This is a genomic window from Streptosporangium sp. NPDC002721 (assembly GCF_042888905.1).
Classification (GTDB): Bacteria; Actinomycetota; Actinomycetes; order Streptosporangiales; family Streptosporangiaceae; genus Streptosporangium.
This window is the reverse complement of sequence record NZ_JBIAQI010000003.1, coordinates 101,208-124,385: the sequence shown is the minus strand read 5'-3', so window position 1 is coordinate 124,385 and position 23,178 is coordinate 101,208. Positions and strand designations below refer to the sequence as shown.

The following is a 23,178-nucleotide window of genomic DNA, read 5'->3' as shown; positions in this document are numbered from 1 at the left end:
CGAACTCCTGCGCCGGTGATCCCGAACTCACGCCGGGATCCGCCAGGGCGGCCCACGGCTGGGCGATGACCGCGCTTGTCGTCGCGGATACCGCGGCCAGCAGAAGGCCGGAGAGTAAGGTGACACGCCGGGACGAGCTGCGTGGGGGCATTGATCGCTCTTCCTGGATCTATGGGGTGGGCTCTGGGCCGGAGATGGGTTTCCAGCCCGCGGCGGTGAATTCAGGGGTGCCCGGGAGGGCGACCGGCGGCACGGAGGTCGCGAGGGGGTCCGGGACGTTCACCCAGTCCCCCTGGTTCGCGCCGCGCATGCCGGGCTGCCAGACCATGAGCAGGCTCATGGCGTACGGGCTCGAATAGGTCGGATCGGTGTCGCCGACGCCCTTGGTCGCGGTCACCAGGACCAGGACCGAGACCTGCACCTGATCCTGGGCGCGGGCCTTCCACTGGACGCCGATCGTCCGCGTCCGCATGGCGGCGCCGTCGGGGAGCGCCCCGTCCTGGGGAAGGCCGAGGATCTCCCGCCAGCCCGCGACGGCCTCGCGGGCGCCGGCCCGTGCCGCGTCGTGCTGCTCGGGCCGCGCGTACAGCACCGCGGCCTGCTCGGCCTGCTCGGCGTCCAGGGTCCACGCCGCCTCCAGCGCCGCGGCGGCGGCCGAGGCCGCGCCCAGCTCGGTGCGGGGGAACCCGACGGGGTAGCCGGCCGCGCCCTCGTAGCCGGAGGGCGGGGCGAGGAGAACGGTGTCCCCGACGGCCTTCGGCGCGGAGACGTTCACGGGGGTGGAATCGGTTTTGAGGAGCTGCCATGCCCCGGCCGCCAGCAGGATCGTCCCCACGATCGAGACGACCACGATGAGCATCCGCCGCCGGGCGCTCGGCGGCGGGCCCAGATCCCAGTTCAGCGTGGGATCGTCGGCGACCGGCCGCACTAGTGGCTCCGGTCTGGGCGCTGCCCGAAGGTCTGCCCGGCCGCCGCGGCCAGGCGGAGGTACGCGCCCCGCGTCGTGGGCCGCAGGCGCACCAGGTCCACCTCGGCGCCCTCCTTGAGGTGCGGGTCGTAGGGGATGCGGATCACCGCGCGGCAGCGGGAGGTGAAATGGCGCTCCAGCAGGTCCAGGTCCACGTCGGACTTGGGTTCCACGGCGTTCAGCACGACGATGGCGTTCCTGACGAGGTCGGCGTGACCGTGGGCGGTCAGCCAGTCCAGCGTCGCGGCGGCCGAGCTCGCCCCGTCCACCGCGACCAGGCTGACCAGCACGATCTGGTCGGCCATCTCCAGCGTCGCGCCCATCGCCCCGTGCAGCAGGCCGGTCCCGCAGTCGGTGATGCAGATGGAGTAGTAGCGCTCGATGAGCCCGGCGACCGTCCGGTAGTCCTCGGCGTTGAACGCCTCGCTCACGGCCGGGTCGGTGTCGGAGGCGAGGACCTCCAGCCGGGCGGGCGACTGGGAGGTGAAGGCGCGGGCGTCGGCGTAGCGCAGGATGTGGGGGGCCTCGGCCAGCATGGTGCGGATGGTCGCGGCCGTCTCGGACTTGACCTTGATGCCGAGGGTGCCCCGGTCGGGGTTGGCGTCGATCGCGATCACCCGGTCGCCGCGCAGGGAGGCCAGCGTGTTGCCCAGGGCGACGGTCGTCGTGGTCTTGCCGACCCCGCCCTTGAGGCTCATCACCGCGATCCGGTGGTGCCCGCTCGCGACGGGGGTCTGGGCCTGCGCCATCAGCGTGCGACGTTCCAGCTCCGCCGCCGACTCGGCGGGGATGAAGCGCTTGCCGGAGAGCTGCCAGACCAGACGGCGCCACCCGCCGGCGGGCTCGGGGCGGCGGTTGGTGAGCAGGTGTTCCGCGGTGAGCGGGACCGTTTCGTGGAACTGCTCGGGCGGGGTGGGCGGCGATGTATGGATATGAGGGGAGGTATCCGTCACTGCCAGGGTCCTTTCTCGAATAGCGATCTTGAGGGGGGAACGGGAGATCAGCAGGTCCGCCAGCGCACCGTCGTGCTGATCGAGTCGTCGAGGCCGTGGACGGTCATCGGGGCGGTGACCGAGGCGGGGGCGCCGCACCAGTTGCGGACCCGGTGGGCGCGCAGGTTGATCACCTGCGTGACCCCCTCCCGCAACGTGCCGCTGGAGGGGCTCACGGCCAGGCCGGGAGCCGATATCCGCCACTTCAACGGCTCTCCCGAGATGGTGATGACCATGCTTCCCAGGCCGAACTCGTCCAGCGTCACCACGGGCGGGACCCGCAGGCGGGAGGCGAGCCCGTCCTGCCGCGCCGGTCCGGCGGCGGGGGGCGGGGAGCGGGTGGCCTGGCTGGTGGACGCCTGCAGCGACCTCGCGGGATCCTTGGACTCGATCGCGGGGCCGAGGAGGTTCATCCCGGTCAGGGTGCCCGCCGCGCCCGCCACGACGATGATGACGAGCTTGATCGTCGTGTTCCTGATCCGGGTGCCCGCCCAGCTGAGCGCCTCCAGCACGCGGATCCCCATCTCGATCCGCTCCTCGTCGGGGCGGTCGTCGGGTTCGGTGTGGAAGCGCAGCGCGGGAACCTGGGAGTCGTCGCGCGCTCCGGCCCCGCGCGTCCCGGTGCCACGTCTCCCGGTGCCGCGTGTTTCGATCTCACGCGTCCCGGCGTCGCGTATCCCGGTCTCACGTGTCCTGGTCTCACGCGTTCCGGTCTCACGCGTTCCGGTCTCGCGTACGCCGGTGTCGCGCATCTCGACGGAGGCCTGCCCGGCGATGACGACGGGCTCGGCCTTGGTGACGGGTTCGGGGACGGGCGGTACCTGCCGGGGGATGGTGCCGGTGAGCTCCTCGCTCTGGGCGAGGACCTCGCGCGCCCACGCCTGGGTGAGCAGGGCGTCGTAGAGCGGGGTGTCGTGCCCGGGTACGGGCGGCGGGGACGGCGGGCGGGACGGCGGGGTCCTGCGGGGCGGCAGGGCGGGCAGCGGGGGCAGCCCCGGGGGTGAGCCCGTCGCGGGATCGGCTCCCGGTGCCGTGCTCGCCGCCGTACCCGGCGGTGTCGCGGCCGGTGGTTTCGCGGGGGGCTTCGACGCCACCGGCGGGTAGGGAGGCGTGCCGACCCTGGGCGCAGGGGTGGGAGTGGAAGGAGTGGACGGCGACGCGGCCGACGACGTCGGGGCGGGAGAACGGTGTCCGGGAGGGGGGGTGGAACGGTGTCCGGGTGAGCCGGAGGACCGGCCCTCGGGCGGGGTGGTGGTCCGGCCCCCGGGCGAGGGCGCGGGAAGGACCGGGGACCGCCCTCCTCCCGGAGGGGCGGACAGGACGGGTGACCCGCCACGGGCCGGACGCGCGGGCGGGATCACCTCGGGGGGCGTCTCCGACGCCGTCTCCGCGGCCGCCCCGGAGGCGGCCTCGGGAGGCAGCGCGTCCGTGATAGTCCGCCGTTCCTCCGCGGAGAGCGGCGCGACCGGAGGGTGGGAGATCATCTGCGGCACCGTGTAGCGGATGTTGATCGGCCGCGTGCACACGGAACACCTGATCATGTGAGAGAGCAGGCGCGCCTCGGCGTCCTCCGGGGCGTCGGCGGAGGGCGCCGCCCGCCCGCCGGCCGGGCCGTCGGGGAGACCGGCGGGGAAGACGCCGGGAAAGACGGTCTCCACCAGCGGGGGGAGCTCCGGGCAGGTGCGCCGCCCGTGGGAGAGCGCGTCCAGCCCGCTCACCAGGGTCTCGATCAGGTCCTGGGTACGGGTGGCGAGCCTGCCGACCTCGTCGACGGGCATCGCCAGCACGTGGGCGAGATCCTCCATGCCGAGCGCGTGGCGGTATGTCAGCCTGAGCGTCTCCGTGCCCAGGGGGTCGACGATCGTCCACACCCGCTCGATCAGCGAGGCGTCGGGCATGCCGGGCCCCGAACCCGGCACGTACCGCTCCCGGTACCCCGGAGAGGTGCGGCAGTCACGTCGCAGTACGGCCAGCAGCCGCCCCCGGACCGTGACGTCCCCGGGAGCGGCCTCGACCCGGCCGGCCGTCAGCGCGGAGACGACCGCCGCGCGCGCCCGGCCGGATTCGAGGTGGGAGGCGGCGTAGTCCATCAGGTGCGCGCCGTGCTCGCGCACCCAGGCCGCCCCCTGGCCGGGGCCGGGCGTGAGACGCCCGGTTCCGGTGGGTGTGCTCATCGGCCGTCGTACTCGACCGGGTCGGGCTCGACCTGGCCTTGGTCGGACGGGAAGGGAGCGGTCCGGTCCCCGGTGCTCCCGTCGGGCCACTGCCGCTCGGGAACGCCGTCCCCGGAGTTCCTGGGGGCCACGTCCTCGGTTCCCGGCCGGGCGGGGTCCAGGCCGCCGGTGTCCGGCTGCCAGGGCTCCTCCTCGCCGGGGACGCCCTGCCGCCGGTCGGGCTGCTGCTGGTCAGGCTGCTGGCCGGGCTGCTGCTGGTCAGGCTGTCCCTGGTCGGGCTGTCCCTGGTCGGGCTGCGGGAGGGTGCTCTCGCTGGGGATCGGGCTGGGAAGCGGGACGGGGGGAACGTCGGTCACCACGAGCTCCAGGTTCCGCTGGGGCAGGCCGGTGAACTTGGTCCAGTTGCTGATCTGGCCGGGCGCGGGCTCCGCGTAGAGCCAGCGGATGAAGGCGGGCCACAGGCACGAGTCGCGGGGGATCATCGCCTGCCCGCCCGGGGACGCGCTCGGCCCCTGGGTCGCGCTGAGCGCCTGGATCTCCTCGACGGTGTAGTTGCGGCACGGCGGTGTGCCCGGCGGGGCGATGTTCAGGTCCCACACGCCGTTCTCGTCCGTGTAGCGCATGCCCCTGTCCAGCCCGAGGGCCTCGTAGGCGCGCCGCAGGAGCTCGGGGTTCTCGAAGACCGGCAGCGAGACGCCGCCGTCCGGGCCGCCGCCGGGGAGCCGCGGGTCGGCGGGCATGAGCACGGTCCCGTCGGGACCCCGCGACGCGTTCTCACCGGGACCGACGGACGGCTGCGGCTGTACGGCCCGGGACGGCCCGGCCGAGGGAATCCTCCGCGGCGGGTTGGGCGCCTGCGAGCGCCGCTGGCCGTCGCGCGCGGTCGGCACCGCGGTCGGCGGCGCCGAGGGCGCGTCGCCGGTCGGCCTGGTCTCGGGGGGCGCCGTGGGCAGGGTGACCTCGCCCGAGGGCACGATCGGCCGGCCGGGGCCCGACCGGATCGCCGGCCTCAGGGTGCCCGTCGGCCGGGGGTTCCTGGCGTTGTCGCCGGGCTGCGGGGGCCTGACCTCACCGGTGGGCCGGGGCTGTTGCTGCCCGTTCCCCCCGGTGGGCCGGACCTGCGGGGGCTTGAGACCGCCGGTGGGCTGGGGCTGAGCCTGCCTGTCGCCGCCGGTGGGCCGGGGCTGGACCTGCCTGTCGTTTCCGTTCGGCGGGGGCTGCTGCTGCCTGTTCCCGGTGGGCTGGGGCTGCTGCTGCCTGTCGCCGTTGGTCGCCGGGGGCTGCGACCGGCCGTTGCCACCGTTGGGCTGCGACGGCCGCGAGGGGCCCGAGGACCTCGTCCCGCCGGACTCGGGAGCCGGCTTGGGAGGCGGGACGACCTCGATCTTCTTCTCCACGGGACGCTGGATGACGCTGCCGCTCTCGTTGTCGCTCTCCGAGATGTTGCCGCTGATCTTCTTCGTCGGGGTCGGGGGCGGCGGGGCGGGAGGCTGGACGGGCTGGTTGTTCACCGGCGGGAGCTGGGCGGGGGGAGGTTGCGCCGGTCCGGGGTCGGGAGCGGGTCGTACCGGCGCGGGGTCGGACCTGTTGGCGGGCGGGTCCGGTTTCTTGGTCGTCGCGGGTTTCGTCGGCGCGGTCGTCTTGGGAGCCGACGGCGGGGTCGGCGTGCTCTTGGGGTTTCCCGGCCGCTGGAGAGGGGCGGCCGCGGCGGCGGCCAGGCCCAGGACGGGAAGGGCGACGCAGCCTTCGGCGGAGCCTCCGAGCGCGTGCCCGTCGGTGGTGGCGGTCAGGCAGACCCGCTGGTCCCCCGCCGCGGCGGCCCGCTTGGCGCCGTCCGCGATCGTGCTGCCCGCGTCGGAGCCGGAGAGCGGGAGCGGCTGGTCGCCGCCGGGTGCCGCGCTCGACGTCCAGGCTCCCGCCTGGTCGTCGAGGAGGTACGTGCCCGCCGCCAGTCGCATCACCTGCCCCTCGCCGGGATCGGGGCGCATGGCGATGACGGTTCCCAGCCCGGCGCCGGCGCCGAAGACGCCGATCGCGACACTCGCAGTGATCACCGTCGCGCGCGATGGCTTACGTGAGGGTGTCATTAGAATGTTCCTTTTCTTCCGGTGAAAACGTCAGTCGCCGTGGCTCTCCAGGACGTCGCTCCACTCGCCCAGCACGCGAGCGGGCTCGTTCGAGCCGGCGGGGGGGACATGTGTCACATACATGCGTCCGTATGTGGCGCTCACCGAGCGGGCGAAGGCCTTGTCGCGGGTGCGGACGGCGGCCGAGCCCTTCAGCTTGACCTTCGCCCCTTCCCGCACCGCCTCGCGGAGCTCGGTGGATCGGGCTCCGTACCAGACCAGAGCGCCCCCGTCACTGGTCCTGAGCGCGCGTACCGGTCCCTCAAGCCGGTACGACAGCGTGAGCTTCCAGTCGGCCTGTTCCAGCCGGCCGCGTTCCTGCTGCCAGAACAGCGCGGCCTCGCTGGTCCACGGCCCCTCGTCGAAGAGCGGGTCGACCTCCGCGTTCTGCAGGCTCGCCAGATGCGCGCGGGCGATCTGCCGAGGGGTCGCGCTCAGCCCGGTGGCGTTCTCCGGGAGGCTCGTCGCGTACCCCTCGCCGTCGGTCGCGATCTTGGGGAACCGCGCCGGGGTGGCGCGCGTGTCGGCGGCCGAGGCGACGAGCCGCCAGCCGCCGGGGGCCGAGCTCATCACGTCGACGATCCGCGCGACGCCGGGTTCGTGCGAGACCGCGACGAACCAGTCGGCGGCGCCCTCCACGTGGCGCGGGATCCACACCTGCGGGTTGGGCCATATCCCCGTCGCCAGTGAGGTCTTCTGCATCTCGGCGGTCTTGAAGGCCGCCCTCGTCATCTCCAGCGCGAGCCCGTGCTCCAGCTTCGCCATGGCCGCCTGGTCCTTCCTGGCCTGGGCCACCGACAGCCCCCGCTGGTAGCGGCCGTGGATGCCGTACGCCTCCTTGGCGGTGAGCTGGGGCGAGCCGGATCCGGCGGCCGGCGGGTCGGCGGGCGGCGGGGTGGTCCTGGTCTCGGTCCGTGGCCTCTTCGCGTTCGTGTTCGTGGGAGTGGCCTCGGGACGGGGAGATCTGGCCGTGCCGTTCTTGGTGGGCTTCGGGGTCGGTTCGGGGGTGGATCGGGAGGGGGCCGGCGTCGGTGAAGGCGAGGAAGGGGCCTTCTCCCAGCCGGTCTCCGAAGGGTCGGGAGTGGGATTCGCCGCGAGGGACGGATCGGAGGGCGTTCTGGTCACGAGCCAGAACACGGCCACGGCGATGATCGTTAAAACCGCCGTGAACAGAATAACCTTCCGCCAATCGAATGACAGGAGGCGTTCGGGATGCCAGTCGGATGAGTGTTCGGAATCGTGTCCAGAGGAAGCACTGCCACGGCCAGAGGACCCAGCCTGTCCATCTGGGAAATCTGATGCACGCCATGACATAGGTCCAAATATTAGACTGACCGTGATCTATTTGGAAGGTAAAGGGCTCAGTAATTGACACTTATGGTTATTGGGTTATAAATAACACCTAAGTAGATATACGGTCCGTCCGAAACGCGCAATCCCCCCACCTGCTGCCATCCTGCGGGTGGACCGTGCCAGTAGTTCTCTGGAGAGGTACGGCCATCACGAGGTTTCGGATGATCCTTCACGTTTCTTGTTGAACTGCCATTTCTCCGGTGTCGACCGGGCGTTCGTCTCCCGTTGGGCTTTCCGGCGGCCGCGCGCGATCTCGTCGCGCGCGGAAGATCGCGCCGCCCGTTTCCTTCTCCGGATTGTTGCAAGCCGTCATATCAAGTTGATATGTATGCGTTTCCTCTGTTTGGCGGTTCGGCTCCCGCCCCCTCGTTCGGGTAATTGGAACCCCGCTTTTCCGGGTTCGCGCGGACGGCCCCCATACGCCCCCGGGCGCCCGCCGGGCGGCGCGCGCGCACCCGGAACGCCCGGTCGTCATCCCCAGTTCGTCAGGCGGCGCAGACCGTACTCCACGGGCCCGTAACGGTGGCCCCGCAGCCACCACGCGCTCAGCGCGAGAAGCACCGCGTAGACCACGACGGCGACGCCCATCACCCCGAGGGGCGGGATCCGGCCCATCAGGCCCAGGCCGTACCCGGTGAACACCAGGCAGAGCAGCACGGACTGGCCGACGTAGTTGGACGCCGCCATCCGGCCCGCGGGAGCGAGCGCGCCCGCCACCGGGGGGAACCGCCTGACCAGGCGGAGCAGGGTGACCACGTAGGCGGCGGCGAGAGGCGCCGAGGTCGCGAGGGTGAGCGCCAGCGCCACCAGCTCCGCCGCGTCGCCCCGGCCGGAGGTCGCCGCGTAGAACACCCCCGTGGGCAGGCCGAGACCGAAGCCGACCCACTGAACCCTCGTGATCAGGTGGGCCCACCGGTCCGGCTCGTCGAACAGCCGGGCCTTGCCCGCCGCCAGGCCGAGCAGGAACAGGGCCATCGCCATCGGCCCCTGCAGCAGCCAGATCATGGCCGCCACCTGTGGGTACTGCGTCAGGTGCATGCCCAGGTAGTCGAGAGGACCGCCGGTGGTGGCGGAGAGGATCCGCGCGCTCTCCGCGGCCGTCGCGCTGTTCGCGCCCGTGGTGGGGGTGCCGGGCAGGAGAGCGACCAGACCGGCCAGGAGCAGGAAAAGGAGGGACATCACCGAGATGAGCACGGTCGCGCTGATCCTGGCGGCCCGCGCGCCGATGTTCCGGGCCGCCAGCAGCACCAGGCCCAGCGCGGCGTACAGGGTGAGGATGTCGCCCACCCACAGCAGCAGCCCGTGCAGCGCGCCGATCGCGAACAGGCCCAGGCATCTCCTGAGGGTCCTGGCCCGGACACTCGCCCCGGCGCGTTCCGCGGAGCGCATCTGCAGGGTGAAGGAGTAGCCGAAGAGGAAGGAGAAGATGACGTAGAACTTGAACTCGAACAGGGCCTGCACGACGAACTGCACCGGCCCGTGCTCCCCGCCCCCGATCCCGCTCCCGCCGGTCATCGCCGCCAGCAGCCCGGGGTCGCCGAAGAACTCGATGTTCACGACCAGGATGCCCGCGAGGGCGAACCCGCGTACCACGTCGATCTCGTGAATGCGCCGCCCGTCCGGTACGCGCTCCTGAGCCATGTCTTCGACATTAGGAAGACAATGCCGCCGCCACAATGACTTTTGACGCGGACGTCGCCGGCCGGAGTCCGGGGCGGGCGGGGAGGCCGTGCGGTGCCCGGTGCCGGGAGCGTCCCCGGGGGAACGGCTCTCTCGGCCACTTCCGGGAGCCGGACCGGACACGACGGGCGCCGATAGGTGTCACCAGGTCAGGGTCGACGGGTGTCGCCAGGTCAGGGTCGGCAGGTGTCACCGGGTCGGGACCGACGGGTGTCACCGGGTCGGGGTCGACGGGTGTTACCAGGTGTACCACCAGGTCAGGGGAGTGCGGTCGTGCTCGGGGTATGGACCTTCCCGAGGACGACCACGGCCCGGAGGCTGCCATGACCGCTTACACCCTGTCGATCGTCGAAGGCGACACCGGCGGCGTCTCCTCCGGTGACGACATCTTCTCGCCCGCCTCCCCGGTCGACTTCAGCCAGCTCGACCCGTACACCCTGCTGTGGCTGACCGAGCACGGCTACGAGGACGAGGGAAGGCGGGTCGTGGTGACCCCGGCGGGCCGCGAGCCCGAGGGGGTCCGCGTGGTCGCCTCCCGCGACGTGGATCTCTGACCTCGGCGACGGCCCTCACGAACCCGGACACGGGGGCAATACGGCGTGGTACCCGCGGTAAGGGAGATTTCCACCCGACAATCTAGGCGTGAACCGACATTCCCGGAGATCGTTCCTTCAGCTCGGCGGTGTCGCCGCGGCTGGGGCGCTGATCCCGGCGTATGACGCGCGCCCGGAGACCGCGCACCCGGGGACCGGGCACGCGATGACCGCGTCCACGGGAACCACGCCCCCGCAGACCGCACCGGGCACGCCGGCCGACCCTTTCACCCCACTGCGCCACCGGTGGCGGGACGTGACGGCGGGGTCGGGGTTCGACGCGACGGCCGAGCCGTACCGGACCCGGCTGGCGAGGCTGGGGAGAAGGGCGGCCGGGTACCGGGACGCCATGGCCCCGGCCGACGCGTCGCTCTGGCCCGACCTGGCGTTCCCGTCGCTCGGCGCCACCCCGGCCCGGCTGCGGACCATGGCCCGCGCGTACGCCCTGCCGGGGACCGGCCTGACCGGCGACGCGAGCCTGGCCGCGGCCGTCGCGGACGGCGTCGACCACTACCGGCGGCGGGTCTACGCGGCGGGTGCCGACCAGGTCGGCAACTGGTGGTACTGGCAGATCGGCACCCCCAGGAACCTCCTCGACGCGGCCCTGCTGATCGGCCCGCACCTGGCGGAACCGCGAGGCCGGGCGCTGCGGGAGGCGGTGGACCACTTCGTCCCCGAGTGCCGCCTGGACGACTACGACGGGACCAGCACCGGGGCCAACCGGGTGGACCTGTGCGTGGTGACGCTGCTGCGGGCCGTCCTCGGCTCCGACCCGGCGAAGGCGGCGCTGGCCGTCTCCGCGCTCACCCCGGTCTTCCCCCACGTCTCCGAGGGCGACGGGTTCTACCGGGACGGCTCCTTCGTCCAGCACACGACCGTCCCCTACCAGGGCACGTACGGGGCGTCGCTGCTGTCCGGTCTCGCGACGCTGTTCGCGGTGTTGCGCGGCTCGCCTTGGGAGGTCACCGATCCGAACAGGCAGGTCGTCCTCGACAGCGTCGAGAGGACGTTCGCCCCGGTCGTCCATGACGGCTTCTGCATGGACCTGGTCAGCGGCCGGGCGGTCGGCAGGCGGCCGTACGGCGACCACGACAGGGGAAGGGCGATCGCCTCCGCGATCCTGCTGCTGGGAGAGACGGCCTCCGCCGCCGAGCGGTCCCGCTGGCAGGGCATGGTGAAGGGATGGGCGCTGCGGAACACCCACCGGCCCATGCTCGGCGCGGCCGAGGGCGACGACCTGGGGTTCCACGCCCGGCTCGCCGCGATCCTGGACGACGACGCCGTCCCGGCGGCGGAGGAACCCGCGGGGCACCGGCTGCTGGCGATGAGCGCCCGCGCCGTCCACCGCGCCCCGCGCATCGACCCTCCCACCAACCCGCCCACCGACCTGGGCACCGGCGCGTACACCGACCCGCGCACCGACCTGGGCACCGGCGCGTACACCGACCCGCGCACCGACCTGGGCACCGGCGCGTACACCGACCCGCGCACCGACCCGGCCCGCGGTGCGCAAGGCGGCTCTGTTCGCGGTGCGCGGGGCGGGTCCGGCTGGTGCGCGGGCCTCAGCATGGCCTCCCACCGCGTCGGCCACTACGAGCACGGCAACGGCGAGAACCTCCGCGGCTGGCACACCGGCTCGGGGATGCTCTACTGGTGGGCCGACGGCCACGGCGACCAGTACTCCGACTCCTTCTGGGCCACCGTCGACCCCTACCGCCTGCCGGGCACGACCGTCTCCACCCGGCGGCTGGCCGACGGCGCCGGTGAGGCCTGGGGTGACACCTGCCCGCCGGGCCGCTGGGTGGGGGGCGCCACCGACGGCACGTACGCGACGGTCGGCCAGCACCTGAACGGCTTCGAGAGCAGCCTGGAGGCCTTCAAGTCGTGGTTCTTCCTCGACGACGCGGTGGTCTGCCTCGGTGCCGGGATCACCGCGGAGGACGGCGTACCCGTCGAGACCGTCGTGGACAACCGCAGGACCGGCGCGCCTCTCGTGGTGGACGACGGGATGGGCTGGGCGCACCTGGAGGGGCACGGCGGCTACGTGCTGCCCTGCGGCACCCGCCTGCGCACGCTGCGCGAGGAACGCGCCGGCGGCCGGGACAGGATGACCCGGAGCTACGTGACCCTCTGGCTCGACCACGGTGTGGACCCCGTCTCGGCGGGCTACGTGTATCTTCTCCTGCCGGGCGCGAGCCTGGCGGAGACCCGGGCCCGCGCCGCCGACCCCGACTGGGCGCGCGTGCTCGCCAACACCGCCCGGCGGCAGGGCGTCCGGATCCCGTCGCTCGGGATCACCGCCGTCAACTTCTGGAACGCCGGTGCTGTCAGCGCCGCCGGGACCGCCGGGGATCTCGCGGCCTCCGCCCCGTGCGCGGTCCTCGTCAGGGAGCCCGGCGACGGTACGGCCACGCTGACCGTTTCGGACCCCCGGCGCGACCTGGACGAGCTGACCGTCACCTGGAACCGGCCGGTGGCCGGGGTGCTCCGCGGGCACCCTCTCCTGGCGGGCGCCACGACCGGCGCGCGGCTCACGCTCACCTTCGGACGCCTGGCGGGCCGGGGCGGCGCCTCGAACACGGTCACCGTACGCCTCGGCTGACGGGGACGCCGGTCGGGATGGTGGCCCCGGCCCGGGGGGACGAGACCACCGGGGCGCGTCGTCCTTCCTAGAGGAGGCCGAGGTTGCCGTAGCCGAGGAGCGGCATGCCGTTCCCGATCCCGTTCCCGGTCCCGTCCCCGAAGCTGAGGCCGCCCCCGTTCCTGAAGCCCATCTCGTTCCCGAAGCCGCCGCCCATCCCGTTCCCGAGGAGGCCACTCCCGTTCCCGAAGCCGCCGCCCATCCCGTTCCCGAGGCTGAGGCCGAGGCCGTCCCAGGGGTCGGAGGGGGACGCCGTCGCGTGGGCCGGGCCGGCGGCCAGAGCGGGCGCGGCCAGGACGGCGCCGAGAGCGATCAGTCCGGCGGCGATCGTGGTGCGGTTCATTGCTGTTTCTTCCTTTCGGACAGGGGCGGCCCGCATCACGCCGGCCACCCCACCGTTGCCGTGAGCGCCAATGGGACTACTCGGAGCGAGCATGTTCAAGCTTGGGGAGAGTCTGGAAGTGTCCGCCAGAGTTCGGGGCACTCCCGCAGCTGTCCTGCCTCGGCCGGAAGGGGGGAGGGTACCGCCACGCACCCGCCCCACCCCTCCCACTCGGCCCGCCCGGACGGAGACCGCCCAGGAAGCGACGAGCCGGACGGGAGGGCACCGGTGCGACGGTTCCCGGATACGGGGGACCGGCGTTCCGGGACGATTGCCGCCCGGGTGACCGCCCGTCCCAGGTGGCGCCGACGAATCTGGCCGTTCCCGCCTTACCGATCATCAAGCCCGGCACGATGGGAGACCGTCACACACGCCGCCTCATCCGCGGACACGAGCAGGAGGACATCGTGGTTCCCAGGTGCGAGCAGCTCGGAGGTGGACTCCGGTGACGAATCCGTCGATGTTCCCCGGAGCCACGTTCCGTTCCCCGGAGCCACGTTCCGTTCCCCGGAGTCACGTTCCGGGGCCCCGCGGGCGACGCGGTGAACCGCCCGCGGGGCCCCGGTTCCGGGGCCCCGGGATCACCGGGGCCCCGGGGGATCAGGTGCCGATCTTGCCGACCCCGGCCCCCGCGCTGACGATCGCCTTCACGGAGTTCGGGTCGTCCAGGGTGTAGCTGTAGTACGAGCTCGCCTCCTGCACGCTGCCGCTGCACTCGGGCGGGCCGGAGTCGTCGAGCACGTTGTTCCGCGCGACGCACCTGCCGGCGGTACCGGCGTAGGTGTTCGTCGCGGGCACCTCGACCCGCTCGAAGTAGTTGCCCTCGACCAGGCATCCGGCGTTCAGCTGGCAGGCCACCCCGACGTCGGTGTTGTAGACGTAGTAGTTGTTGAACACGTGCACCGGCTCGCCGAACCGCACCCGCGGGTTGCGCTGCGGGGTCTGGTTGAACCAGTTGTGGTGGTAGGTGACCTTCAACCGGCCGACGTCCTGCGCGCTGTTGCCGTCATCGTGGCCGAGCAGCATGTTCTTGGTGTGGTCGTGCGTGTGGTTCCACGACACGGTGACGTACGACGAACCACGCTTGATGTCGATGAGCCCGTCGTACCCATCGGCCAGGTCGTTGTGGTCGATCCAGATGTGGTGGGAGAACATCTGCACGTTGATCGAGTCGTCGTTGGCGTTCCGGAACGACAGGTTGCGGATGATGACGTTGTTCACGGCGTTCGCGGGCGGCGAGGTGACCGAGTTGTCGAGGGGGAGGCCGATGTTGAGGCCGCCGCCGCTGATGCCGCCGGTGGAGCCGATGCCCACGATCGACTTGTCCGAGGTGACGTTGTACATCCCGGCCGGAAGTGTGATCATCCCGCGTACGCAGATGTTCAGCGGGCCGCTCTGGCCGATCGCGGAGATCAGCTCGCTCGCGGTGTCGACCTCGACGGTCGGCCCGCCCGCGCCGCCGGTGGTCCCGTTCCTGCCCCAGGCGTTCACCGAGGCGAACCCGACGGGCGACCCGGAGGTGGGGCAGGAGCCCGGGGGCGGCGTGACCGTGGGGGTGATCGTGGGCGTGACCGGCGGCTCGCTCGGCCCGCCGCTGTCGGTCACCTGCACGTCGTCGAACGAGGCGCTCGCGTAGTAACCGGCGAGGCCCACCTTGCCGGAGGAGAAGGTGGAGTCCGTCGCCGAGACGACCTGCACGTTGTTCACGAAGCCGCGCAGCGTCGTGCCGAACGCCTCGAGCCTGAGGGTGTACCAGGTGCCCGGGGTCACCGTCGCCGCGGCCGAGCCGAGGGTCGTCGGGGCGCCGCCGGTCCGCTTGCCCAGGACGACCGAGCCCGAGTTGCTCAACCCCAGGTAGTAGTAGTTGCTGCTGCTCTGCGCCCTGGCCAGCACCGCGACGTAGCGCCCGCTGCCGTTGAACGCGATCGGCTTCACCCGCGCCTGCACCGCCTGGCCCGACCAGCCGGTGCCGACCACCGTCCTGGAGTCCGCGCCGGTCCCGGACTGCCGGTACACCTGGGAGCCGTCGGCCACCACCGACCAGCTTCCCCCGGACTTCGACCAGCCGTTGGAGTTGCCGTCCTCGAAGTTGTCGGAGAACAACGAGGCGGCGAACGCGCTGGGCATCGCCACGAGCACCAACGCCCCGATCACCGCGAGAGCGAGGGACGTCGCGAGCGCGATGAGCGGCGAACCGTCGAGCCCTTTCCTTCTTCGCACCGTGGAACCTCCAAGTTCCGTCAGTACCGACCGGCCGTGCTCCCGGTCCGGTCGGCCATGGCCTCGCGCCGGGACCGAACCGGCGCCGCCGGCACGTGCCGCACTCCGCGGTCACGCGCCCGCGTCGCCGGGGCCCGGCGAGCGGTGTCCGTCGGGCGACGTACGAGCCCGCCTCCGGCCCCCTGGATGAGGGCTTCGGGCATGGCTGACCTGCGGCGGAGTACGCCGAGCAGACCCGTCACGTCGCTCTTGGACGAAGGGTGGGAAAGCGCTATCCAACTCTTTTCGCACTTTTACGCCCAGAGAAAGGTGCGGGTCAAGCACCTAGTTCGCCTCGGTGCCCTCGACACACTGTCTGTTCCGGTCACCGGAACGCCGTTCCCCCAGGTGGAACGCATCGAAGGCAGGGCGGAGATGTCGCGAAAGTCTTTTCGCGAACACGGCGCCGGACGGCTCTCCCCGGCGCCCGCGACGACCTCCCCGCGCCGCCGGAGACGCCGGGCGGTCAGGTAAAAGGTCCAGACCGAAAACGCCGTGGCCGTCGGGTCAGAGGTCCAGGCCGGAGCCGCCGAAGCGGTCCCGCAGGAACCTGCCCTGGTCGCGCAGGGCCTGCTCGTCGCCCCGGTAGACCGACTCGGCCACCTCGCGCAGCCGGGTGTCCAGCAGGTCGAGCTGGGCGAGCAGCTCCTCGTGCGCGCTGCGCTCCCGCTCGCCGCGCCGCGCGAGCGCGCGGGAGCGGGGCAGGTTCGCGTACGCCTCCAGGCTGGACGGCAGGTAGTCCCTGATCGTCTGCGACACGATGTGCAGGTGGTCGGGTGAGGAGGTGAGCGTGTCCGCCCGCCGGAGGATGTCGCGCAGCACCTCGGCGAGCGCGCCGACCCTCGTCGTCACGTCGTCGGGGAACCGGTTCCCGCCGATCCTGGCCAGCAGGGTGTCCAGGTCGGCATCCAGCTGCCGGGACTCCACCTCCGCGTGCGAGATCGTGAGCCTCACCCGGTCCGCCGGGGCGAGCAGCGCCCCGACGCCGTACAACCCGGCGACCACGACGGGCCAGAACGTCCCGGCGACGCCGAGGAAGACCAGGAGCACCCCGACGAGCGCCAGGGCGCACCCGGCGATGTTCCTGGTCGACCCGGCGTAGGCGAGGATCCGCCCTCCCGGGCTACTGGTAGCCACGGATCTCCTTGAAGGCCGTGGCCAGCGACCCCTGCCGGGCGTCGAAGGTCGCCCCGCCGGTGAGCTCGGCGATCCGCCGCATCTCGTCGACGTCGCTGTCGCCGAAGAGCACGACGAACGTCCGGAACTTCACGGGCAGTGACGCGTAGTAGGCGGCGAAGTCGTCGTAGGAGCCGCCGTCGGTGTTCTCGCCGTCCGTCATCAGCACGATCGAGGTGAAGTCCTCCGACGGCGAGGAGCGCGCCTGCTCGTAGGCGGCCCGCAGGCTGTCGAAGATCGCGGTGCCGCCGTCGGCCTCCAGCCCCTCCCCGTACGAGCGGATCCGCTGGAGCACCGGTTCGGCGTTCCGGTCGGGCAGCGTGAACGTCCGGGGGACCCCGGGGCCCGTGTTGAACGGGATCATCGTGACCGTCTCGCGGTCGCGGAAGCGCGAGAACGACCCGCTGACGGAGGTGTCGGCGCCCGACAGGGCGGTCAGCGCCTGCTTGAGCGCGTCGATCCGCTCCCCGCGCATCGAACCGGAGGTGTCCAGCACGAACAGGGTCCGCGACGGCCTGCGCACCTGGTTGAGGTAGACGCCGATCAGCTCGTCGGCCGCGCCGCGCCGGTTGGGGAAGGGCAGCTCCACCAGCGACGCGGTTCCGAAACGCGGCTCCGGCCTGACCTCGGGGACGATGGGCCTGCGGTGGGTGGTGGACATGATCTCCCGCTGGATCTCCGGCGTGCGCAGCCAGGCGGCGAGCTTGCCGTACAGCTCCTTCTTCTCCGGGGGCGCGGAGCTCAGCAGCGTGAGCGGGTAGTCGGCCGTCACCACCCCGTCGCCCGGATAGACCAGCGTGAGCGGCTCGGGGAGCCTGCCGGAGGCGTTGAGGCCGAGCAGCACGGACTCGTAGTTCACGAGTCCGTCCACCGTGCCCTCCTTCGTGTACGCGTCCGCGAGCCAGCCGGAGGAGCCGGAGGTGAGCGTCTGCGCCGAGAAGAACTCCTTCAGCTTGGGGGTCACCGCGGTGATCTGGGCCTCCTCCAGGGCCTCACCGGCGTCGGAGAGCGCCGCCGTCACGCCGACCAGCGCCGAGAATCCGGAGTTGGACGCGGCCGGGCTGGTCATGCCGAAGGTGAACTTCCTGTCGCTCGCGGCCGAGGCGATGTCGTTCCAGGTCACGGTCTTCCCGTCCCAGCCGAGCTCGCGGGCCTTGGACGCCTTCAGCCCGAGCAGCACGGGCGAGACCATGACCTTGGTCTGGGTCGAGAGCCGCGCCGCCGCCCCGTCGATCAGGGACAGGTAGCGGTTGGAGGAGAACCACGTCGCGTCGTACCGCCCGTCCGCGCCGCCGCTCGCCACCTGGTCGGCCCCGTCGAGCGTTCCGGCGTACGACAGCGTGACCCGCACGCCGACGGCGTCCTGGGCCCGCCTGAGCAGCGGTTCCAGGTCGCCGACCTCGCTTCCCGCGAGGACGCGGAGCACGTCGGGGCCGTCGGCGGGGGTGCCGGGCGTGTCCGGAGTGTCGGCCCCGCCGCACGCGGCCGACGCCACCAGCAGGACCAGCGGGACCAGCACGGCGAGCCCCCGTCTCACCCGGCGGCCACCCGCCCGCGCACCGAGCGCCCACCTGACCCGGCCGCCACCCGCCCGCGCACCGAGCGCCCGCCTGACGCGGCGGCCACCCGCCCGCGCACCGAGCACCGGGCCGCTCATCGGGGGAGCTCCTGCTCGTCGCCGCGCCGGGAGCGCTCCAGGTACGTGCGCGCGTGGTCCAGCTCGACGGTGAGGCTGTCCACGGTGATCGCCATGTTCTCCACGGCCTTGGCCTTGAACGTGTCGATCATGTCCATGGTGGCGTAGATGTTGTCGAAAGCCTTGCGCAGCGCGTCCATGTCGACCGTGGTCGAGGCCGCCTGGGTCTGGATGCCGGCCGCCTGGGTGCGCAGCATCTCGCTGGTCGCCACGATCAGGTCGGAGGTGGTCGCGTTCAGCGCGGTGATCTGGTCGAGCACGAGCTTCTGGTTGGCGAGGGCCTGGGCCACGGTCACGGCCGTGCGCAGCGCCGCGACCGTCGTCGTGGTCGCCCGGTCCACGCCCTTGATCAATTCGAGGTTGTTCCTGCGGATCAGGTCCAGGGCGAGATACCCCTGGGCGGACACCGCGAGCTGGGTCAGCAGGTCCTGGTGCTTCTGCCGGATGCCGAACAGCGCGTCCGAGCGCAGGGCGGTGGCCTTCTCCGGCTCGGCCGCCTCGACATACAGGATCTTCTCCTCCACCGCGGCGTCGAGGGCGGCGGCGAGCAGGGCGTACTCCTGCAGGCGCTTCATCGACTCCCACAGGTTGGTCTTCTCGCCCTCGATGGCCGCGTTGTCCTTGCGCAGCTCGTCCTGTCCGGACTTCAGGGCGCGGATGATGTCGTCGAGGTGTTTCTGCGCCGACTGATACTTCGCGAAGTAGTCGCGCAGCCTGTCGCCGAACGGGATCAGCCCCAGCAACTTCCTGGCCGGGCCGGACGTCTGCTTGGGGTCGAGGTCGACGATCGTGCGGCGCAGCGCGACCAGCTGCCCCGCCACAGCCGCCTGCGCGTCCCCGCCCTCGCCCTTGACGGACGCCAGCGCGGCCACCGGGCGCTTCAGCATGCGGTTCGCCACCTGGGAGGAGGCACGGATCTCCGAATCACCCATGGAGGTGATGTCGTGCACCTTCCGGGTGAACTCCGGCGACCTGTGGTCCAGGCCGCCCAGCTCCTCGGCGAAACCGCGGGCCTTCTCCGCCAGTTCCGCCTCCCGCCCCTCCGGGACCGGCAGCATGGTGGCCGCCTTCTCCGTGGGCACCTTGGCCACGGGTTCGGGCGGGCTGAGCACGAGATCGCTCACGGTGGTCTCTCCTCGAAGCGCTGGGAAGGTGAGGTCAGGGGGTGGGTGAGGGGACCGCTCCGGACCGGTAGAGCGTCTCGACCGCGGAGATCATGCCCTCCAGCCGCTCGTGGTCGGGGGGCTCCACCACGTCGACCAGGCCGGGTGGCAGCGGAGCCTTCACCTTCGCCACGAGGTCGTCGAACGCCCGGGGGGCGGCGGTGCGGAAGCCGTACAGGGCCGCGAGGCGCCCGAGCTCCGGGTCCTCCTGCAGGAGCCTGCCGACCTCGGTGCCCCGCTCACCCAGGGGTACGAGCGTGTGCTTGCTCAGGACCGTGGGCGAGGGGTAGAGCAGCCGCATGTCGGGGCGGATCGAGCCGTCCCCGGCGAACAGCCGCGAGGCGTACTGCGCCTCGTAGATCATGACCATGGGCGTCTTCCCCATCCCCAGGGACAGGTAGTCCTCGAACGGCGCCTCGGTGGAGGTCTCGGAGTAGCCCTGGTCGAGGAAGAGGGGGGCGACGGCCCGGGCGACCCTCGCCCCCTGCTCGTCGGAGGTGACCACGTCGTCGCCGTTGGCCACGTAACCGGCGATCGAGAGGTACATCGCCGCGGAGTTGGAGGTGCGGATGTCGGTGGTGGTGAGCAGCACGCGCTTGCGCGCCGGATAAGCGGTATTACCCGGTAATTTGTCCCACCGAGTGCCTTTCGCCACCAGATCCAGATATTTCTGGATATCAAGCACCTGGTAACCCTGACCGGAGTCCCGTACGACACCCGCCTGGCCGAGCACGTCCGCGATCGGGGTGAAAGTGGCGATCGCCATGGGCGAGGAGAACGGCGCGAACGTGCGGGTGGCGCCCCGGTCGCGCCTGATCTTCTCGGCCGCCGGAGCGCTGGACGGGAACGCGAAGCCGTACTTCCCCAGGTTTACCGAGGTCGCGATCTGGCGCGATCCCGCGGTGTCGACCTCCACCCGGAGGCCGTGCGCGGCGAAGGCCGCCCGCACCCTCGGGTCGTCGAAGAACGGCTTCTTCTCCGATCCGATCACCCCCCGGACCAGGGTGAGATCCCGCGTCCCCGCGCCGCCGTCACGGTTGCCCGCCACGATCGCCGCCACCACGGCGGCGCCGAGGAGCAGCGCCAGCCCGACACCGATCCAACGCCTCATGTGATTCCTCGAAATCTTGCCCCGTATCGCTATGAAATAGCGGTTGTAATTGAATTATGTGATTAATGACGACAGCGCGGAGCGGGGCACTCGCAACGTGTTGACAATTCATTTTCCGTTCACCGGCGCGCCACTGCGGGGGCGGCCGCAGGAGGTGCGACGGACGGGCACCACCGGCCCGCGCGTACCATTCAGCGGTGGAGGTTCTGGAACCGGAGGAGTGGCGGGCGCGGGCGGAGGCCCACCGGCGGCGGGTCGAGGTGTGGGCGGAGCCGCATCTGGCGCGCAGGGCGCGGGGCGAGGCCCATCCCATCGAGGACTTCCTGTTCACCTACTACGGGCACCGGCCGGCGCGGCTGCGGAAGTGGCATCCGGGCGCCGGGGTGCTCCTGAGGGGGGCGCACGACTTCGGCCGCGACTACCTCGACACCCCCGAGGGGGCGACGCTCGACGTCGCGGCGCTGATGGAGAGGCGCGGGCCCTCCATCGAGTGGATCACGCGGCTGCTCGCCGCCACCGCGGCGCGGCCGGGATATTTCGGCTGTTTCGGCCTGCACGAGTGGGCGATGGTCTACCGGACCGAGGAGGTCCGGCACGGCTCCTGGCCGCTGCGGCTCAGCGGGGAGGAGATCGCGGAGGTCGTGGAGCAGCGGGGCGTGCGGTGCGGCCACTTCGACGCGTTCCGCTTCTTCACCCCCGAGGCGCGCCCGCTCAACGTGCTGCAGCCGACGCGCGAGCGGCAGCCGGAGCTGGAGCAGCCGGGCTGCCTGCACGCCAACATGGACCTGTACAAATGGGCGTACAAGCTGTCACCGCTGGTCAGCGGCGAGCTGGTCGCCGACTGCTTCACACTGGCCCGCGACATCCGCGCCGTGGACATGCGCGCCAGCCCGTACGACCTGAGCTCGCTCGGCCACCGGGCGATCCGGATCGAGACGCCCGAGGGACGGGCCGAGTACGCCGCCGAGCAGCGGGGGTTCGCCGAGCGGGCGAGGCCACTGCGGCGGCGCCTCCTCGACGCCTGCGAACGGCTGCTCGCCGGCACCGGCCCCCGCTGACCCGCCGCAGGGCCAGGCCGGCCGGTGCGGGCGCCGTGCTGAAACTTACATCGACCCTCCTCCGTCCCGGCATGGCGAAGCCGCAAGGTTTCAGGAGGCAGGGGCAAAGGTTGGGGCATGTGCGCGGTGCATCCTCCCAGGCAGGGTGACCGAAAGTTTCTGGGCTGTCTTGACGTATTTCGGGGAGGTTTCCACACTGAGTCCCCAAGGCGTCCTCCCACGGCCGGGTCGGTGGTGCGCAGCAGGGCCGTCGCCTGCGACGCCCCGGTGGTGTGCCTCCCCGGAGATGGGCGCGGCGTCGAGTTCGCGGGGGTGTCCCCCCACGTTCCCGCTTTCCCGTGACGCAGTTATGGAGGCTCAGGCATGGGCACAAACGCCATACCCCCGCCCGGAACCCGGAGACCCCTCGGCGGCCTCCGCCGGGCCCTGATCGCCGGCGCCCTCGGCACCCTCGTGCTCGGCACGCTCACCGCGGTGACCGGCCAGGTCTCCGCCGGTGCCGCTTCTGGCGGCGCTTCCGCCGGCGCGGCGGCGAGCACGCTCGGCGCGGCGGCCCAGCAGAGCGGACGCTACTTCGGCGCCGCGATCAGCGCCGGCAAGCTCGGCGACTCGGCGTACACGACGATCGCGAACCGCGAGTTCGACATGATCACCGCCGAGAACGAGATGAAGATCAACGCCACCGAGCCGAACCAGAACCAGTTCAACTTCTCCAGCGGCGACCGGATCTACAACTGGGCCGTGCAGAACGGCAAGCGGGTGCGCGGCCACACCCTGGCCTGGCACTCCCAGCAGCCGGGCTGGATGGAGGCCATGTCGGGCAGCGCGCTGCGCCAGGCGATGATCAACCACATCAACGGCGTGATGAACCACTACAAGGGCAAGATCTACGCCTGGGACGTGGTCAACGAGGCCTTCGCCGACGGCAACTCCGGCGGGCGGCGCGACTCCAACCTGCAGCGCACCGGCAACGACTGGATCGAGGTCGCCTTCCGCACCGCGCGCGCCGCCGACCCGGCCGCCAAGCTCTGCTACAACGACTACAACATCGACAACTGGACCTGGGCCAAGACCCAGGCCGTCTACAACATGGTCCGCGACTTCAAGGCGCGCGGCGTGCCCATCGACTGCGTCGGACTGCAGGCCCACTTCAACAGCGGCAGCCCCTACAACAGCAACTTCCGCACCACGATCTCCAGCTTCGCCGCCCTCGGCGTCGACGTGCAGATCACCGAGCTCGACATCCAGGGCGCCTCCGCCCAGACCTACGCCGCGGTGACCAATGACTGCCTGGCGGTGCCGCGCTGCAACGGCATCACCGTGTGGGGCGTCCGCGACCAGGACTCCTGGCGCTCGGGCGACACCCCGCTGCTGTTCGACGGCAGCAACAAGAAACCCGCCTACACCGCCGTCCTAAACGCCCTCAACGCCGCCGACCCGGACCCCGACCCGGACCCGACCCCCACCCCGACCCCCACCCCGACTCCGACGCCCACGCCGACCCCGGTTCCGGGGGCGTGCTCGGCGACGATTTCGACCGTCAACAGCTGGCCGGGAGGGTTCCAGACGACGGTGACCGTCCAGGCCGGCAGCTCACCGGTGAACGGGTGGACGGTGCGGTGGACCTGGCCCGGCGGCCAGACCATCAGCAGCCTGTGGAACGGCCAGCAGACCGTGTCCGGCTCCAGCGTGAGCGTCCGCAACGCCGCGTACAACGGCTCCGTCGCGGCGGGCTCCTCGACCACCTTCGGCTTCACCGCCAACGGCACCGCGGCCACCCCCACGGCCACCTGCACCAGTCCCTGAT

At 71.8% G+C, this 23,178-nt stretch carries 16 protein-coding genes; 4 read left to right on the top strand and 12 right to left on the bottom strand.

Going from position 1 to position 23,178, the window contains the following annotated elements; all coding sequences use genetic code 11:
- Positions 1-169 precede the first annotated feature (169 nt).
- The 6 genes from ACFYWM_RS04685 to ACFYWM_RS04660 form a co-directional block, all read right to left on the bottom strand.
- Complete coding sequence (locus tag ACFYWM_RS04685) at positions 170-928, bottom strand: hypothetical protein (RefSeq protein ID WP_389908535.1); 759 nt, start codon at positions 926-928, stop codon at positions 170-172.
- Positions 928-1,920 (bottom strand): AAA family ATPase, encoded by a 993-nt coding sequence (locus ACFYWM_RS04680; protein ID WP_389908532.1) that lies wholly within the window; start codon positions 1,918-1,920, stop codon positions 928-930. Before ACFYWM_RS04680 ends, ACFYWM_RS04685 begins: the two co-directional genes overlap by 1 nt.
- Positions 1,921-1,967: 47 nt before the next feature.
- Entirely contained in the window at positions 1,968-4,133 is a 2,166-nt protein-coding gene (locus ACFYWM_RS04675; protein WP_389908529.1) for a hypothetical protein, read from the bottom strand.
- Positions 4,130-6,187: a hypothetical protein gene (locus ACFYWM_RS04670; RefSeq protein WP_389908526.1), complete on the bottom strand. Its 2,058-nt coding sequence runs from the start codon at positions 6,185-6,187 to the stop codon at positions 4,130-4,132. The genes ACFYWM_RS04675 and ACFYWM_RS04670 overlap by 4 nt, the downstream gene beginning before the upstream one ends.
- Positions 6,188-6,250: 63 nt before the next feature.
- Positions 6,251-7,396 carry a hypothetical protein gene (locus ACFYWM_RS04665; RefSeq protein WP_389908523.1) on the bottom strand — a complete coding sequence of 382 codons (1,146 nt, stop codon included), beginning with the start codon at positions 7,394-7,396 and terminating at the stop codon, positions 6,251-6,253.
- A gap of 687 nt (positions 7,397-8,083) precedes the next feature.
- Complete coding sequence (locus ACFYWM_RS04660) at positions 8,084-9,253, bottom strand: DUF418 domain-containing protein (protein WP_389908520.1); 1,170 nt, start codon at positions 9,251-9,253, stop codon at positions 8,084-8,086.
- Between the two features lie 362 nt (positions 9,254-9,615).
- Between ACFYWM_RS04660 and ACFYWM_RS04655 the strand changes: the two genes are divergently transcribed.
- Together ACFYWM_RS04655 and ACFYWM_RS04650 are read left to right on the top strand one after the other, a co-directional pair.
- Positions 9,616-9,846, top strand: a complete 231-nt coding sequence (locus ACFYWM_RS04655; protein ID WP_389908517.1) for a hypothetical protein — start codon at positions 9,616-9,618, stop codon at positions 9,844-9,846.
- Between the two features lie 88 nt (positions 9,847-9,934).
- Positions 9,935-12,487, top strand: coding sequence for a polysaccharide lyase 8 family protein (locus tag ACFYWM_RS04650; protein ID WP_389908514.1), 2,553 nt, complete (start codon positions 9,935-9,937; stop codon positions 12,485-12,487).
- Between the two features lie 67 nt (positions 12,488-12,554).
- Here the strand turns inward: ACFYWM_RS04650 and ACFYWM_RS04645 are convergent, their stop codons facing one another.
- The 6 genes from ACFYWM_RS04645 to ACFYWM_RS04620 all read right to left on the bottom strand — a co-directional run bounded on the left by ACFYWM_RS04645 (position 12,555) and on the right by ACFYWM_RS04620 (position 20,313).
- A complete protein-coding gene (locus ACFYWM_RS04645; RefSeq protein WP_389908512.1) occupies positions 12,555-12,869 on the bottom strand; it encodes a hypothetical protein in 315 nt (104 codons plus the stop codon).
- Positions 12,870-13,508: 639 nt separating this feature from the next.
- Positions 13,509-15,128 (bottom strand): family 16 glycoside hydrolase, encoded by a 1,620-nt coding sequence (locus tag ACFYWM_RS04640; RefSeq protein WP_389908509.1) that lies wholly within the window; start codon positions 15,126-15,128, stop codon positions 13,509-13,511.
- Between the two features lie 546 nt (positions 15,129-15,674).
- Positions 15,675-16,304, bottom strand: a complete 630-nt coding sequence (locus ACFYWM_RS04635) for a hypothetical protein (RefSeq protein WP_389908506.1) — start codon at positions 16,302-16,304, stop codon at positions 15,675-15,677.
- Positions 16,291-18,000 (bottom strand): VWA domain-containing protein, encoded by a 1,710-nt coding sequence (locus ACFYWM_RS04630; RefSeq protein ID WP_389908503.1) that lies wholly within the window; start codon positions 17,998-18,000, stop codon positions 16,291-16,293. Before ACFYWM_RS04630 ends, ACFYWM_RS04635 begins: the two co-directional genes overlap by 14 nt.
- A complete protein-coding gene (locus ACFYWM_RS04625) occupies positions 17,997-19,163 on the bottom strand; it encodes a toxic anion resistance protein (RefSeq protein ID WP_389908500.1) in 1,167 nt (388 codons plus the stop codon). The genes ACFYWM_RS04630 and ACFYWM_RS04625 overlap by 4 nt, the downstream gene beginning before the upstream one ends.
- 34 nt (positions 19,164-19,197) lie before the next feature.
- Positions 19,198-20,313, bottom strand: coding sequence for a hypothetical protein (locus tag ACFYWM_RS04620; RefSeq protein WP_389908498.1), 1,116 nt, complete (start codon positions 20,311-20,313; stop codon positions 19,198-19,200).
- Between the two features lie 197 nt (positions 20,314-20,510).
- On the opposite strand from ACFYWM_RS04620, the gene ACFYWM_RS04615 reads away from it, so the two are divergent.
- Entirely contained in the window at positions 20,511-21,371 is an 861-nt protein-coding gene (locus ACFYWM_RS04615) for a 3-methyladenine DNA glycosylase (RefSeq protein ID WP_389908495.1), read from the top strand.
- Between the two features lie 363 nt (positions 21,372-21,734).
- Complete coding sequence (locus ACFYWM_RS04610) at positions 21,735-23,177, top strand: endo-1,4-beta-xylanase (RefSeq protein ID WP_389908492.1); 1,443 nt, start codon at positions 21,735-21,737, stop codon at positions 23,175-23,177.
- Position 23,178: the final 1 nt, after the last annotated feature.

Excerpts from the sequence above, each read along its gene's own strand:
- ACFYWM_RS04645 (WP_389908512.1), bottom strand. The coding sequence starts at position 12,869 with ATGAACCGCACCACGATCGCCGCCGGACTGATCGCTCTCGGCGCCGTC.
- ACFYWM_RS04660 (WP_389908520.1), bottom strand. The coding sequence starts at position 9,253 with ATGGCTCAGGAGCGCGTACCGGACGGGCGGCGCATTCACGAGATCGAC.
- ACFYWM_RS04620 (WP_389908498.1), bottom strand. The coding sequence starts at position 20,313 with ATGAGGCGTTGGATCGGTGTCGGGCTGGCGCTGCTCCTCGGCGCCGCC.
- ACFYWM_RS04655 (WP_389908517.1), top strand. The coding sequence starts at position 9,616 with ATGACCGCTTACACCCTGTCGATCGTCGAAGGCGACACCGGCGGCGTC.
- ACFYWM_RS04610 (WP_389908492.1), top strand. The coding sequence starts at position 21,735 with ATGGGCACAAACGCCATACCCCCGCCCGGAACCCGGAGACCCCTCGGC.
- ACFYWM_RS04675 (WP_389908529.1), bottom strand. The coding sequence starts at position 4,133 with ATGAGCACACCCACCGGAACCGGGCGTCTCACGCCCGGCCCCGGCCAG.
- ACFYWM_RS04630 (WP_389908503.1), bottom strand. The coding sequence starts at position 18,000 with ATGAGCGGCCCGGTGCTCGGTGCGCGGGCGGGTGGCCGCCGCGTCAGG.